The sequence below is a fragment of the Ferdinandcohnia jepli genome (assembly GCF_047246645.1).
Lineage (GTDB): Bacteria > Bacillota > Bacilli > Bacillales > Bacillaceae_L > Ferdinandcohnia.
This window is the reverse complement of sequence record NZ_JBFOKR010000017.1, coordinates 84,798-101,026: the sequence shown is the minus strand read 5'-3', so window position 1 is coordinate 101,026 and position 16,229 is coordinate 84,798. Positions and strand designations below refer to the sequence as shown.

Annotated in this window: 9 protein-coding genes; all 9 read left to right on the top strand. The window is 39.5% G+C overall.

The genetic code is table 11. The features are described 5' to 3' along the window. The first annotated feature begins 34 nt into the window (after positions 1-34). The 9 genes from AB3M96_RS18170 (at position 35) to AB3M96_RS18130 (ending at position 15,475) form a co-directional block, all read left to right on the top strand. Complete coding sequence (locus AB3M96_RS18170) at positions 35-5,374, top strand: LysM peptidoglycan-binding domain-containing protein (protein ID WP_412969053.1); 5,340 nt, start codon at positions 35-37, stop codon at positions 5,372-5,374. 660 nt (positions 5,375-6,034) lie between these two features. Beyond that, the gene (locus AB3M96_RS18165) at positions 6,035-7,771 is read left to right on the top strand and encodes a sensor histidine kinase (RefSeq protein ID WP_412969052.1); all 1,737 of its coding nucleotides are present in this window, start codon (positions 6,035-6,037) and stop codon (positions 7,769-7,771) included. Further along, entirely contained in the window at positions 7,749-8,450 is a 702-nt protein-coding gene (locus AB3M96_RS18160) for a response regulator transcription factor (RefSeq protein ID WP_412969051.1), read from the top strand. Before AB3M96_RS18165 ends, AB3M96_RS18160 begins: the two co-directional genes overlap by 23 nt. Positions 8,451-8,551: 101 nt before the next feature. Further along, a complete protein-coding gene (locus tag AB3M96_RS18155) occupies positions 8,552-9,835 on the top strand; it encodes an ABC transporter substrate-binding protein (RefSeq protein ID WP_412969050.1) in 1,284 nt (427 codons plus the stop codon). 64 nt (positions 9,836-9,899) lie between these two features. After that, complete coding sequence (locus tag AB3M96_RS18150) at positions 9,900-10,592, top strand: beta/alpha barrel domain-containing protein (RefSeq protein ID WP_412969049.1); 693 nt, start codon at positions 9,900-9,902, stop codon at positions 10,590-10,592. Positions 10,593-10,605: 13 nt separating this feature from the next. Continuing rightward, complete coding sequence (locus AB3M96_RS18145) at positions 10,606-11,541, top strand: carbohydrate ABC transporter permease (protein WP_412969048.1); 936 nt, start codon at positions 10,606-10,608, stop codon at positions 11,539-11,541. After that, positions 11,531-12,367, top strand: a complete 837-nt coding sequence (locus AB3M96_RS18140) for a carbohydrate ABC transporter permease (protein WP_412969047.1) — start codon at positions 11,531-11,533, stop codon at positions 12,365-12,367. Before AB3M96_RS18145 ends, AB3M96_RS18140 begins: the two co-directional genes overlap by 11 nt. A 93-nt stretch (positions 12,368-12,460) precedes the next feature. Then, positions 12,461-13,801, top strand: coding sequence for an FAD-dependent oxidoreductase (locus AB3M96_RS18135; protein WP_412969046.1), 1,341 nt, complete (start codon positions 12,461-12,463; stop codon positions 13,799-13,801). Between the two features lie 24 nt (positions 13,802-13,825). Beyond that, positions 13,826-15,475, top strand: coding sequence for a DUF4127 family protein (locus tag AB3M96_RS18130; protein ID WP_412969045.1), 1,650 nt, complete (start codon positions 13,826-13,828; stop codon positions 15,473-15,475). Positions 15,476-16,229 lie beyond the last annotated feature (754 nt).

Sequence of the window (16,229 nt, the reverse complement as noted above, 5' to 3'; positions counted from 1 at the left end):
AAGGTTCTTGAGAAACTAAGACGAGATAAAGAGAATGGTAAAAGTTGAGGTGTTTCGCTTGGAAATAAGAAGGTATGAACTTCAAAAAAATGAAAATGGCCTAACATTGGTTGTATATGTAGACGAACAATTGACAGAGTTTGCGTCAGAGCTAGGGCGCTTTCCTAAGCAAAAAAAGGACCTGAATGTGCAGGTGAGGGAACTGATTAAGCAACGATTTCCGAATGTACCAATTAAAGCAGCAAAAGTTATTGCTGGTTCAATGCTTGTGACAACTTTATATTTAGGCGCAACTGCACCGATAGCTGGCGCTCAAACAACGAGTGGAGAAACGCAACCAGCATATAAATATGATACGTATACCGTAAAAGCGGGTGATACTTTATTAGCAATCTCAAAACGCTATAACATAACAGTAGAATCACTAAAGCTGGTAAACGGACTTAAATCAGATATGATTTTCGTTGGTCAACAGCTGAAACTACCATTTTTCACTTACACAGTTAGTGCCGGAGATACTTTGTATAATATCGCAAAGCGCTATAACATAACAGTTGATCAAATAAGAACGACTAATCAACTAACAACTGATGTCCTTAACATTGGACAAACCTTACGCATTCCGCAGGTCCAACCAGATGCTCAACAACCAGTTACGGAAACTATTCAACAACCTGTAGAAGAAACAGCTACTCAGCCTGCGCCGACAACAAACTACACAGTTGCCGCAGGGGATACACTTTACAATATTTCTATTAAATTCAACACCACTGTTGATCAAATTAAAACACTTAATAATTTAACAACGAACACGTTAAATATAGGCCAGGTGTTGAAGATTCCAGGAACTGCGTCGACTACGGCACCAGAAACAACAGCACCAGTGCCAGTAGAAAAGACAACCTATACCGTCGTCCCTGGCGACACACTGTATGCAATTGCAAGGAATTTTAACACGACCGTAACTGCAATCCAATCAGCAAACAATTTAACAACAACAAACCTGGTGGTCGGCCAGACACTTATCATTCCAGCAACACAGCAAACGTCGACCCAACCAACGCCACCTGCTGACACAGTTGCACCGGTTATTCCGACTCTTGCACCAATCCAAACGGTTACAACAGCGAATCAAACCGGCCTACCTGTAAAAGGGACAACCGAACCGAATGCACTTGTGACGTTAACATTATCGGACACTACCAATACGCCACTCTCCATACAAGTGAAGGCAAACGAAAGCGGGGCATTCCAGGCAACCATTGACGCTTCAAAGCTTAACGATGGAACATTAACGTTAAAAGCAACAGCAACCGATCAAGCAGGAAACAAGAGTAACGAGAGCACAGCCACCTTAAAAAAAGACACAAAAACAGATGCGCCGACCATCATCAATACAAAGGTGATCAACAAAGAATCTACTCTTGCTTACCCGATAAAAGGAACCGCCGAACCTGGGTCTAGAGTTCAATTCACTTTTTCAGATGGAGTCAGCACTCCGGTTACTACAGAGGCAATTGCGAATGAAAGAGGAGAGTTCAGTACATTTGTTAACCTACAAGCACTTCGGGACGGTACTATTTCGGTTACCACAAAAGCTACGGATCCTTTTGGAAATGAGAGTGGAATAACAAAGCTGTCTCTAACGAAAGACACAACAATTGCAACTCCGGCACTAGTAGAACAACAAGTAATTACTAGTCAAACTGCGGCTGCATACCCGGTTACGGGATCTGCTGAACCTGGTGCAACTATCACAATCAGGGCTACTGACGGAGTGAACCCGGCGATTGAAAAAACAATACCAACTGACAACACTGGTGCATTCCGTACAAACATTGACATCACGGGCCTAAACGACGGTTCGATTACAATAACCGCAATTAGTACAGACATTGCAAAAAATAGTTCAGACCCTTTTACAGCAACCATCATTAAAGACACATTTGCAGCGGAACCTGTTTTCAATCCAATACAGGAAGTGACAAATAAGAACGCAAGCAATTATACAATGGTGGGAATCGCTGATCCGAATTCAACGGTTCAGCTAGTACTATCAGATGGCGTGAATCCTGAGGTGACGGTTGGAGCAGTAGCGAATGAAGCTGGAGAATTCCGCTCAACTATCGACTTGAGAACTTTAAATGATGGCGAGATTAAAATCACCGCCAATGCCATTGACCAATATGGAAACAGAAGCACAACCGAGGAAACAACGATTATAAAAGAAACTACGTTGGCACCACCTGTTATAAGTAATAGCGAAATCATAAATAGTCAGAGCGCTGCACAGTACAGCATTTTTGGTAACGCGCAACCAGGAACAACGGTGGATATAACGATATCTGATGGAGTGAATCCAGATATTATTACATCTACAACCACGAATGAAAACGGTGAATACCATGTAAATGTGGATGTGAGTCCGCTCATTGATACAACATTAACGATATCGGCGTTTCAAACGAGTGCTGCTGGCATCTCGAGTCAAGAAGCAACAATCTCTGTTGAAAAAGATACAGAAAGCCCAACTGCACCCATTTTTCATAATGACGATTTTATCAACCAAAGCAATCAAACGGCTTACAATCTCATTGGAAAAGCAGAAAATAACACAGAAGTGCAGGTTCGTATTTTTAACCCGGATGGACAAGAGCTCAAAGCCACTGGTACAGCTGATGAAAATGGAGAGTACAGTATTCCAGTTGATCTATCATCTTTTGCAGATGGAGACATTTCTTTTGAATTCACTCAGATTGATCAGGCTGGAAACGTGAGCCCGTCGGTTACAAAAACATTGATAAAAGATACCGTTGGACCAACAACTGTGAACCTTGAAACAAAGATTCCAATCTATAACGGCAATGTATTCACATATCCACTTAAGGGTACAACCGAGCCTCATACTAGATTAGAAATAGTAGTTAGTGACGGTGTCCGAACAGTAACGAAAACAATGGAAACCGATGAAAAAGGAAGCTTTGAAGAAATCCTTGATTTTAGCACATTAAATGACGGTGAGCTTACCGTGTCATTCCGGGCAACAGATAACGCAGGAAATGTCGGTGAACCAGCGGGACTCACTATTGAAAAGGATACAAAAGCACCAGCCGGAGTTGTTACAACTGCACCGCAATTCGTGAATACTTTGAATCAAAGCAACTATGTCATTACCGGGTCAAGCGTGGAAGAAGGAGCAACCGTTGAAATGGTTATTACCGATGGTACGAAAACCATTACGCAAACAACTCAAGTAGTAAATGGTGCGTTCACCGGAGCATTTGACCTCTCGGGACTTGCGGACGGAACACTTTCCTTTGAAGCAAGACAAATTGATCGAGCGGGCAACCGAAGTATTGCACAGGCTTCTACGATTGAAAAAGATACTGTAGTCGAAAATGCAGTTGCCACAAAAAACGGGTTCAGGTATGAAAACCTGCAGTATATCTATACGGTGATTGGAACTGCGGAGGCAAATGCTCAAATTGAAGTTACCCTCAATGACCCTGCTGAAAATGTACTGGTAACTCGAATCGCTAAGGCAAATGAGTTTGGCTTTTATTCGGTGGACGTGTTTGTTGATCGAGTATCAAACGTCGACTCGGCATCTGTAAGACAAACCGACCGTGCAGGAAATACAAGTGAATTGACTAGTGTCAGCTTGAGTACTTATACGGTAACAGCCGGCGACTCCCTATACGCAATTGCAAAACGCTATAACACAACAGTCGATTCGTTAATGACACTTAATAATCTTTCGTCCGATGTTATTCAGGCCAACCAGACACTACGGTTACCTATAACAGCAAGTGAAGTGGTCAATCTAGGTTATATGTACTTTGGAAATACAAAGGAATACGTCAATACAGTGAGTGGAACGGGCCACGCCGTCAACATCGTGTCACCAAGTTATTTTGATATTAATGCAGACGGAACGTTAAAACTCACCTATCAAGTTGACCGGAATTTTATCGAATCGATGCACCGACAAGGAATTAGAGTCGTTCCATTTTTAAGCAACCACTGGAATCGTGAAGTAGGACGTGCCATGCTTCAAAATAAAGAGCTCGCTGCACAACAGATTGCAGACGCAATTGCTCGCTACAATCTGGATGGGGTAAACGTTGATATTGAAAATGTCACTGATGCCGACCGTGAAAACTATACAGAATTTGTACGGTTGCTCCGGACATTAATCCCGTCTACTAAAGAAGTGTCAGTTGCGGTCGCAGCAAACCCGAACGGCTGGGATGCAGGATGGCATGGTTCGTATGACTACACAGAGCTTGCCAAATACGCAGACTATCTAATGATTATGGCTTATGATGAAAGTTACCAAGGAGGCGACCCGGGCTCAGTTGCGAGCCATTCTTGGGTTGAAAAATCAGTTCAATATGCGCTTGCTCAAAACGTAGCGCCCGATAAAGTTGTGCTTGGTATCGCTCACTTTGGACGCTATTGGATAGAAGGGCAAAGCTATGGTGGATTTGGAATCTCGAATTCGCAGGTAGAAACACTTATCCACAGATATAATGGAACCGTTGTTTTTGATGAAATTAGTAAGACACCAAAAGCATCAATTACGATTAAGGCAGGCGACCCTGTCACTTATGTTGGAGGACAAGCGCTGGCACCTGGCACGTACACGATTTGGTTTGAAAATGAAGAATCAATCCGTCATAAGCTGGAGCTTGTGAGTAAATACAATATCCGGGGAGTTGGAAACTGGAGCCTCGGACAGGAAAATAAGAATGTCTGGAGCAGTTATACAACTACGCTGCCGAACACGGTTCCGGTGGTATCACCTGTGTACACTGCTCCGGAGTACAAAACCTATACAGTTGTAGCTGGGGATAGTCTGTGGGCAATTGCAAATAGGAATAACACAACAGTTGATTCTGTGAAAAAAGTGAACGGGTTAACGTCGGAATCGCTATATGTGGGGCAGGTTTTAAGGTTACCTGTGGATAACTTGGTGAGTGGTGATGTGAAGGTAACTACTACTGAAACAGGCGGTCAGACTGGTAATGCGACGCCGACCACTGAAACGACCCCAACTACCGGCGCCACTGCACCAACCTACACAACAAGTTACACAGTTGTTGCTGGCGATTCACTCTCAGCAATCGCCCAGCGAAATAACACAACTGTAACAGCAATCAAAACAGCAAACAATCTAACAACGGATACAATCTATGTTGGCCAAGTTTTAAAAATACCTACGAACGTTGTGACGTATACAGTTGTAGCGGGTGATAGCTTGTGGGGCATTGCGTCTCGTTACAATACAACAGTTACAAGCATTAAAACAGCAAATAACCTGACAAGCGATGCGCTCTCTATTGGGCAGACGTTGAAAATACCGGTTTCGTAGGGGGATCCCGGGTGCAGTTTGTACCCGGGGTTTTAAAATTCTTTCCTATCTGCATAAGTGCAACTATGGCTCTGCTGTCGCCTGGAGGCTAGGCAATCGCCGAGTTTTCTAAAAAAGTGCTAAAAACCGTAAATCCCATTTAAAAACCGTAAATCCAAATTAAAAATCGTAAATCTCGATTAAAAACCGTAAATCCGAAATAAAAACCATAAATGCAAATTAAAAACCATAAATCCAAATTGCCAGCAATAATCTTCCCACTAAATCTCTCAAACTACCACTTATGACTCAAAATTAATGCCGGAATCCACAACAACCAACTAAAATCCAACTAAACCACCCACGTTTTTTACCGTAAACCGTCCCAGATCAAACAAACCGCAACCCACTCCAGGTAAATCAGACTCAATCGATACAACTGAACCAAACGAACCAGCAACGAAAAAAGCCTTTTATACCACTGATGTTCTCGGGATGTTATATGTATGTGGTCACTTGTATATTTATAAAGGAAAATAAATAGAAATGTCGAAAGCATGTAAGGAACTATTCTTTTAGTAGGAAGTGGAACGATTGAATCTTAAAAAAATTAAAAACACCTCAAGCAATTTTTTGCTGTCACTCCCTTATCGAGTCAAGTTAATGCTTGTTTTTTCGCTTTTGACGTTAATTACTGCTGCTATATTGGGCTCGATTACGTATTATCAATTTGCAAAGTCAAGTCAAGAACGAACAGAGGAATACCAAATCCAGTTGGCGAGTCAGATAAACCAGAATATTAATCGTTACTTAAAGGAGATGCAAATCATTTCGTTATCTCCGTTATACGATCAACAAGTATTAGATATATTAGAGAATCATCTGACTCCAAGTGAACATACCTCATTTCCACCTGCATCTGAAAGATTACCGATGTGGAGATATATTTCAAGCTTGATTCATATGCGGACTGAAATAAAAGGAATTCATATAATGGCGAATGACGGTACTATTTTTAGCAACCTGGATTCGAATACAGTTATGTTAAAAGTGTTTGAGAGGAACAATGAGTGGATTCAAAATATTGAGAAGGCTGATGGAGAGTGGATTCTACTGCCATTACATCAACCTAATTACTATTTAAAGAAAGAAACGGTAGTTTTTTCAGTGGCAAGACTTATTCGAGATCCTTCTACATATGATCCCTTAGGCATTATAAAAATCGATTTAAAACAAGAGTTGATTGAAGACATTGTAAGTAGTACCAATAGTAAGAGCAAGATTTTTATAGTTGACAAAAACAATGAATTTATTTATCCAAATAATAAAGAAAAAATCATAGAAGAACGTTTTATAAAGGAAATAGATGATAGTAGTAATTTTACAAACATCGAAATAGATGGAACCGATTATTTGATGGTTTTCAACGAATCTGATTATTCAGGTGTAAAAACGATAATGCTAACGCCACATAAAACGGTCTTCAGTGAAGTGAATCACTTGAGAAAGGTAATACTGGTTGTGGTTTTACTGGGGATAGTCGTTTCATTCGTGTTAGGAATATTCCTGTCCAAACCACTTGTTGGTTCAATACTTTCATTACGAAAGGCAATGGATAATGTTCAGAAAGGGAACTTTAAACAAAGAGTAGACATCATCTCGAATGATGAAATCGGCCAACTAGGTAAGGGATTTAATCATATGATTAGTGAGATAGATCGGCTTGTTTCAGAGGTATATAAGACAAGCTTACGTCAGAAAGAGGCTGAGGTAAGGGCTTTACAAAGCCAAATGAATCCACACTTTTTGTACAATACATTGGAATCGATCAATATGTTGGCAATTACAAAAGGTAATTTTGAAGTGTCAGACATGGTATCGTCTCTTGGAAAGCTTCTAAGGTATACGATCGACAATACGTCTAAAATTGTCACGTTGAAAGAAGAATTAGATTTTATAGATTCATATATTGCGATTCAAAAAGTGAGGCTGGGAGAAAAGCTGCAATACTATGTGGAGGTGGACCAATCACTTTATCATGTATTACTTCCAAAATTAATGCTGCAGCCATTAGTTGAAAATGCGATTATTCATGGAATCAAGGGTAGAGGCGGCTCTATTTGGATTAACGTGTATTTAGAAAAAGAAACAGTGATTATCAAGATAATGGATAATGGACAAGGCATTTCTGAAGAAGAGCTAAAAAAACTTAGGAGAATCATAGATAGCTACGAAAGTAGTTCCTCGCAAGAACATAATGGCATTGCATTATCAAATGTTCACGAAAGAATTCAGTTGTTATATGGACTGCAGTATGGATTAGAGATTAGTGGAGAAGGACAAGGTGGTTTTACAGTTACCTTAACAATTCCGATTCGTAAGGAGGAGATGAACAGTGAAGGAAATATTGGTGGTTGAGGATGAAGGGATTATTAGGGAAGGTCTAAGGGTTTTACTAGAAAAAGTGATTGGCGGTTATACAGTCACAGAGGCTAAAAGTGGAGAAGAAGGGCTTTTAGTCTTTCAGCAAAAATTGCCGCATTTAGTTATCACGGATATTCGAATGGGAGGGATGGATGGCTTAACCTTTATTTCGAAGGTTAGGCAGATTTCACAGGAAGTACCCATTCTCATATTGAGTGGTCATAGTGACTTTGAATATGCTCGGACGGCAATGCGCCATGGAATTACAGATTATCTGTTAAAGCCAATCAACCGTGTAGAACTCTCTGAAACTCTTTCAAAAATATTTAAAGACACAAATGAACCAGTATCAGATACTTCCACTAATTTTAAAAGAATCATTCAATATATTGATGACCATCTTAGCCAGGAGATCACGTTAAAACATATTGCAGATTATGTTTTTTTAAACCCTCAATATGTAGGGCAGTTAATTAAAGCAGAGCTTAACCAAACATTTACGGAATACATCACAGAAGCAAGAATAAAACGTGCAAAAAAGCTGCTAAAGGAAACAAATTTAAAAGTGTACGAGGTTGCACAATTAGCAGGCTATAAAAGTCCAAAGCACTTTATGACCATCTTTAAGCAAGAGGTTGGAGTGACACCTGTCCAGTATCGTAAATATTCATAAAATTAAAAATCTACGATATGCGAACTTTTTCTATGATTGAGAGGATATTTTTATATAGGCGCGTCTCCTAAAATAAAGAGCAAAGGGAGGGATTACAAATAATGAAAAAGCTAGGAATTATTTTCTTAACTCTATTTTTGATAGCGTTTTCAGTTGCGTGCAGTAATGATGCTGGTACGGAAAAATCTGAAGATGGCGGCAAAAAGACAGATGAAGAAGTAGAGTTAACCTTTATGATGTGGGGAAGCGAAGCCCACCAGGAAGTGTATAACGAGTTAATCAAAAAGTTTAATGAAAAACATCCGAATATTAAAGTGAAAATGGAAAGTGTACCATTCCCAGACTACCAGCAGAAGATTACTGTATTAGCTGCAGGTAGAGAATTGCCTGATGTGGGATGGGTTGCGGAACGTATGGTTCCACAATTTATGGAGAATGACCTGTTAGATGATGTAACTTCTTTTAAAGATGATGCAGAGTATAACATGGATGACTTTTTCCCATCAACTCTTGAATTATTTGAGAAGGATGACAAATTATTAGGAATTCCATTCTCGACACCTCCAATGGTTATGTTCTATAACAAAGACTTATTTGCAAATGCTGGTGAAAAAACGCCAAATGAACATGTAGAAGCAGGAACATGGACATGGGAACAATTTGAAAAATCAGCAGAAGCAATTTCTTCAGATGGAGTATACGGTGCAAACTTCTTCCGCGACTGGAATACATGGATTGCATTATTGTCACATACGTGGGCAAACGGTGGAGACCTGTTTAATAAAGACCAAACCGACTTCACTTGGAACAGCAAGCAAGGTGTAGAAACTTTATCAATGCTGCAACGCATGATGTTTAAAGCTGGTTCACATCCAAAAGCAGGTGAACAAGTAAGCTTTGATTCAGGAAAAATTGGTATGTTCTTTGATGTGTATAGCTATGTATCTGCTGCACGTGCAGTAACTGATTTTGAGTGGGATATCGCGCCACTTCCAGAAGGACCAGAAGGTAGATTCCCAATGCTAGGTCAAGCTGGATACGGTTTATTCAAAGGATCTAAGCACCCGGAGGAAGCGAAAGAGCTTCTTAAATTCTTTACAAGTCAAGAGGGTATCACAGCAACATCTACGTTCTTTGTACCTCCACGCGAATCTGTACTTAGCTCTGACGAGTTTGTAAATCAACCAAATAACCCGCCTGTTGAAAGTATTCAACGAGCAGTTATTGATGAAATGGATAATGCAAGACTTCAAGCAGGACATATGGAGTGGCAAAAAATTGACAATGCAATACAGTTTGGTTTTGATGAACTCTTTGGGCAGTTAAAAGAACCTGAAGACATTCTAAAAGGCATGGAAGAAAAGATCGATCCATTGCTTAAATAAGCGTAACGCCTGCGGTTAACCTGTTATGGGATTAACCGCTTACCTTTTACTAGGGGTGAAATAAATGACTACATCATTGCAACAGATACTGGAAGAGAAAAAGCTGACGTTAGTTGTGAGTTTACCAGAAAACCGGGTGGACTTAGCCCGTGCAGCAATTGAAGCAGGTGCAGATGCAATTAAAATGCATGTAAATGTAGAGCATCGTGCTTCAGGAAACCATTTTTCCTCAGTTGAGGACTATATTGACGTTTTTCGAACAATTAAAAATGAATTTTCTGGACCGCTTGGAATTGTACCCGGTGGTTCATTTGAAGATATAACTCGCAGTGAGATGGATAAAATCACTCAGCTGGGCTTTTCCTTTTATTCTATATACGCACATCATAAACCGGGTTGGATGCTTGGATTAAACGGGATTGAAAAGACATTTGCAATAAACAGCGAGTATGATGTAAGCCGAATTGGAAATGTAAAGCACTTTGGAATTTCCGCGTTAGAAGCTTCTATTATACCCGGGGATGAGTATGGAAATCCTCTTACATTTAAAGATGTGTTAGCGTATCAATCCTTAGTCAAAAACACAGATGTTCCAATACTAGTTCCTTCACAAAGAAAGTTGACTCCTACTGATATACCAGTTTTATATCAAGCGGGTGTAAAAGCAGTGATGCTTGGCGCCGTTGTAGTCGGTCATACGGAGGACAGTATTCGTGGGGCAGTATCATCATTCCGAAATGCAATCGATGCTTTATAAGGAGGTAAATCAGTTGGAATCAAATATGCAAGTTGAAAAAGCAATACCTCCTAAACCGGTTAATAGGCGTAAGAAATTCGTAGGAAGCGAAGCATTTTACGGGTACTTATTTGTAAGTCCGATGGTAGTAGGATTTTTGCTTGTCATGCTGTTTCCGTTAGTGTATTCAATTTATATTAGTTTCACAGACTGGCAGCTATTAGGAGATCCGAATTTTATTGGAACAGAAAACTACGAAAGAATGGTAAATGACCCTGAATTTTGGGTTGTATTAAAAAACACCCTCATTTTTTCAGCGGGGTTAGTTCCTATCAATATAGTACTAGCGTTATTTTTAGCGCTTTTATTACAACGTAATCTACCAGGTATCGGTCTTTTCCGTACAGCCATTTTCATTCCTGTTATGACTTCAATTGTTGTATGGTCAATTATTTGGAAATACATGTTTGGAACGGAAGAAGGATTTATTAACCAGGCACTAGGATTCTTCGGAATTGATGGACCAGCCTGGTTGTATGATCCTAATTTATCAATGGGTGCAGTAATTGTTGTTAGTGCTTTAAAAAATGTAGGCTTAAACATGGTGCTGTTCTTGGCAGCGCTGCAACAGGTGGATAAAAATCTATATGAAGCTTCGTTATTAGATGGTGCAAACAAGTTTAAGCAATTTAGGCATATTACACTTCCGATGATTACGCCAACAGTCTTTTTAACATTAATTTTAACCATTATCGGTTCAATGAAGGTATTTGGCCAGATTTATGTGATGACCGGTGGAGGACCAGGAAACCATACAAAGGTGCTAGTTTACTATATTTGGGAAAGTGCCTTTAAACTTTATGAGTTCGGCTATGCATCAGCCATTGCGCTCGTACTATTCCTAATCATTATGATATTTACCCTCATACAGTGGATTGGTAGAAGAAGGTGGGTATTCCATGAGCAATAAAAAGAAGAACGGAATTATATCAAAGGTTTTATTTTACGGCGTGCTTTCATTAGTTTCTCTTGTGATGATCATTCCGCTTTTGTGGATGATTAATACCTCTTTTAAGGATTCAACCAAGGTTTTCATTTTTCAATTGATTCCAGATCCTTTTAGATGGGAGAACTATTTAAAAGTACTAGACTCCACGCCATTCCATCTGTTTTATTTTAATAGCTTATATATTGCTATTTTAGTAACAGCTGGAACGATATTTTTTGGATCGTTAGCGGGCTATGCGTTTGCGAAGCTTTCTTTTAAGGGAAGCTCCTTCTTATTCCTTTGTTTATTAAGCACGATGATGATTCCAGTCGAAGTGATAACCATCCCACTCTTTTTGTTTATGAGAGACCTGGGCTTAATTAATACTCATGTACCATTAATTGCGATTCCTATTTTAGGACCAGCGGGGGTATTTGGAGTGTTTGTGATGAGGCAGTTCTTTCTACTAGTTCCTAAGGAATTGGAGGAAGCTGCTAAATTAGATGGTTGTTCATACTTCAGAATTTATTGGAACATCATGCTTCCATTAGCAAAGCCGGCAATTGCTACACTTACTATTTTTACATTCCTAACAAGCTGGAATGAATTTTATGAACCACTTATTTATATCAATTCAAAAGAATTAATGACCTTGCCGTTAGCCTTGGCTTTGTTCACTGATGAAGTAGGAACAAAATGGGAGCTATTAATGAGTGCTTCCGTAATGGCAACCGTTCCATTACTAATTGTCTTCTTCTTTGCACAAAAACAGTTTATTGAAGGTGTTGCAATGACTGGAGGAAAGTAATTGTTAAAATTGCCTATTTGAAAACAGCAAACAACATAAAAGTTGATCTGTCTAAAATAGGCTTTTAGTATTTTAAAAAAGGATGTGTCTATTTTGAATAGAGAACTAGATTATGATGTTGTTGTAGCAGGAGGCGGACCTGCTGGTATAAATGCAGCAATTGCAGCTGGTAGATTAGGAGCAAAAACACTTCTTGTCGAGAGGTATGGATTTTTAGGCGGGATGTCAACAGTGGCACTTGTATACCCATGGATGACCTTCCATACATCATCAGGAAAACAGGTAATCAAAGGAATTGCTCAAGAAATCATTGATCGATTAATGGAACAAGGGGGATCACCCGGACATTTACGGGATACTGTAGGATTTACAAATACATTAACACCATATCATCCGGAAAAATATAAGCTCCTTGCCTTAGAAATGTTGGAAGAAGCCGGAGTAGAAGTGCTTGTACATAGCTTTGTAGATAAGGTTGAAGTAGAAGACAACGTAATTCAATCGATTAACCTAACAACTAAATCTGGCCCAATTACAGTAGCGGCCAAACGATTTGTTGATACAACCGGGGATGCAGACATTGCCTATTTATCAGGAGCGCCATGCCTAAAAGGAAGGGACACCGATAACAAAACACAGCCGATGACAATGAAGTTTCGCATGAGAGGCGTTGATCTTTCAAAAGTAAAAGAAGCAATGAAAGCAAATCCTAGTAATTTTTATAAAAAAACACCGATTGATGAATTGGATGAAATACCTCTAACAGGAGTACAAGGGTTTTATAAAGAATGGAACGAGTCAGGTGTACCTATAAACCGGGATCAAGTGTTGTTTTTTGCCGGTCCAGAAGAAGATGAAGTACTTGTAAACTGTACACGAGTACAGGGGCTGGATGGTACAAATGTGTTTGATTTATCGGAAGGTGAAAAAGAAGGACGAAAACAAGTTCTAATGATGGCTGAATTTTTACAAAAGAAAATTCCTGGATTTGAAAAAGCTTCAATATCAGCTGTCGGAACACAAATTGGTATCCGCGAAACCCGCCGAATCGATGGGCAATATGCTCTTACAATCGATGATGTAGTGGTTGGAAAGAAGTTTGAGGATACTATTGCTCTTAGTGGCTACCCAATTGACATACATGACCCAACTGGCAGAGGCGTTCAAGCAAACGACATCGAAGGAGACGGCAGTTATGGAATTCCATACAGAAGTCTAGTGCCGAAAAAAATTGAAAATCTACTAGTAGCAGGGAGGTGTATTTCAACTACACACGAGGCACTTGCTACAACAAGACTAACTCCTAGCGCAATGGCAACTGGGCAAGCCGCTGGAACCGCTGCCGCGCTATCCATTAAAGAAAACGTTACACCAAAAGACCTTGATATTACCAAACTAAAAGCTGTTTTAGTAGAAAACGGGGTAGTTTTATAAAGTAATAATCTAAGGAGGAAACGAATGAAACGTTGGAGAAAAGTAATTTCTGTTTGTCTTGCTGTCCTTTTGTTATTTAGCTTTACAGGAACAATTAGTGCAAAAGAGAAAAAGGAACCTCTCGCTACCGTTCTAATGGTTCCATTAGATGACCGACCTGCAAATTTATATTTTCCTAAGCAGGTAGGGCTATCTGCTGGAATTGAAGTAGTTTCTCCACCTCAAGAGATGATAGGAAAGTTTACAACTCCGGGGAATGGTGAAGAAATTAGTAAATGGCTTTTAGAAAATGGCAAAGATGCGGATGGATTTGTTATTTCAACAAGTATGCTTGCGTATGGGGGACTTGTTGCTTCCCGCACAGGTACAAAATCGTTAGAGGATGCAACAGCTGATATCCAAGTGATTAAACAATTAAAAGAGTTGTTTCCGAATAAGCCTGTGTACGTATATGATACGATTCAACGGTTAGCGGTAACGGCAATCAGTGATGAGTATTTAAAGTATTATAATCAAATTAGTGAATGGGCAATTCTATATGATAAAGTTGTGAATCTCGGAATGCCGGGTAGAGAGAGACTGGACGAATTAGAGTCTATTATTCCAGAAGCTGTTCTTGAAGATTATAAAAAGGCAAGAGCGAGAAATCACACAGTTAATAATATGATGATTGATTGGGTGAACGAAGGCTATGTTGACTACTTAATTTTGGCTCAAGATGATGCAGCGCCATATGGTCTACATAGAGCAGAACGTGAACTTTTACTTGAGAAAGTTAATGAACTTAATGTAGAAGATCAGGTTGCTGTTTTCCCTGGTGCAGATGAAGTGGATGCTGTGTTAGTATCTAGATTTGTGAATCATTTCTTTAATACTTCGCCTGCGTTTTATGTAGAGTATGGCGGCATCCACGGGGAAGATTGGATTGCTCCATTTGAAGATACGACGTTTGATTATAATGTTCAGAAGCATATTGTAGCAGCGGGCGGAACGGTTGTTGAGGATGAGAGTGAAGCGGATATTCATCTACTGTTAAATACTCCATCGGGCGCAGACTCAACAAGGGAAGCAGATATTGCAGGGCTTGTTTCTCGTACTGGTGAGTTAATTGATGAAGGAAAACAAGTTGCAATTGGCGACGTTTTGATTGTTAACAAAGCGGAAGAAGCCTTTGTTACGAGCCTTGCGGAGAATGTAGATTTAACAAAGATTCTATCATATAGCGGCTGGAACACAGCTGGTAATGCATTGGGTATCACAGTTGGTCACGCAGCATCACGATATGCATTTTTACAACAAACGAATGGGTTCGGTGTGCCACTATATGAACAAACAGCACAGGCACATTACGAGTTTTTGCTGCACCGATTTGCAAAGGATCAGGGCTATAAAAATGTAGTTCATCCAGCTGCAAGGACTTATATTGGTCAAATAGGTGCCAGTGAGTGGGACCTAGGAGATAAATATGACCTGGTGAATGACTTTGTAAAAGAAAACCTCACTGTTGAAACAGAAAAGTGGTACCAGTATTTTGACGGTAAAAAAGTATACATTGGTTCAAGAGGTAATAAAGACTTTTATAAGACAATAACTGATTTGGAAAGTGTCCATGTGAAATTGCCTTGGCCGCGTATTTTTGAAGCAGAGTTGGAACCGGAGTTGAAACTTAAGTAATGTAGGGAGAAGGCAGAGTTGATCTGTCTTCTTTTTTGTGTGGGATGAGTTGGTTCATGTTTTGGGTGGTAGTGCACTCAGGATTTATCTTAAAAAATGCTAAAAACCGTAAATCTCATTTAATAACCGTAAATTCAGATTAAAAACCGTATTTCCCTGCTAAAAACCGTATTTCCGAAATAAAAACCGTAAATGCCAATTAAAAATCGTAATCCCGTCTTGAAGACTCTCGTACTATAAAAATTGACCTAATACCTGTATGTAATGAGACAAATTTGCAGTTAAACTAGTCATTTTTCACCTTTAATCAAATTTTAACTACCATTTTTAGGGGATCTCACTGTGGCAGTAACGGTGTCTGAGCTAACTTGCATATGTGCGAATTTCACACTCTGATAGCAAGTTTTGTAGGTAATCTCGGGTACTGCATACTCAGGATTTTACTCGAAAAATGCTAAAAACCGTAAATCTCATTTAAAAACCGTAAATTCAGATTAAAAACCGTAAATTCCTGCTAAAAACCGTATTTCCGAAATAAAAACCGTAATTGCCAATTAAAAATCGTAATCCCGTCTTGAAGACTCTTGTACTATAAAAATTGACCTAATACCTGTTTGTAATGAGACAAATTTGCAGTAAAACTAGTCATTTTTCATCTTTAATCAAATTTTACCTACCATTTTTAGGGGATCTCACTGTGGCAGTAACGGTGTCTGAGCTAACTTGCATATGTGCGAATTTCACACTCTGATAG

Bases quoted from the DNA above. Each gene is read 5' to 3' on its own strand.
- AB3M96_RS18170 (WP_412969053.1), top strand. From the start codon at position 35: ATGGTAAAAGTTGAGGTGTTTCGCTTGGAAATAAGAAGGTATGAACTT.
- AB3M96_RS18155 (WP_412969050.1), top strand. From the start codon at position 8,552: ATGAAAAAGCTAGGAATTATTTTCTTAACTCTATTTTTGATAGCGTTT.
- AB3M96_RS18140 (WP_412969047.1), top strand. From the start codon at position 11,531: ATGAGCAATAAAAAGAAGAACGGAATTATATCAAAGGTTTTATTTTAC.
- AB3M96_RS18130 (WP_412969045.1), top strand. From the start codon at position 13,826: ATGAAACGTTGGAGAAAAGTAATTTCTGTTTGTCTTGCTGTCCTTTTG.
- AB3M96_RS18150 (WP_412969049.1), top strand. From the start codon at position 9,900: ATGACTACATCATTGCAACAGATACTGGAAGAGAAAAAGCTGACGTTA.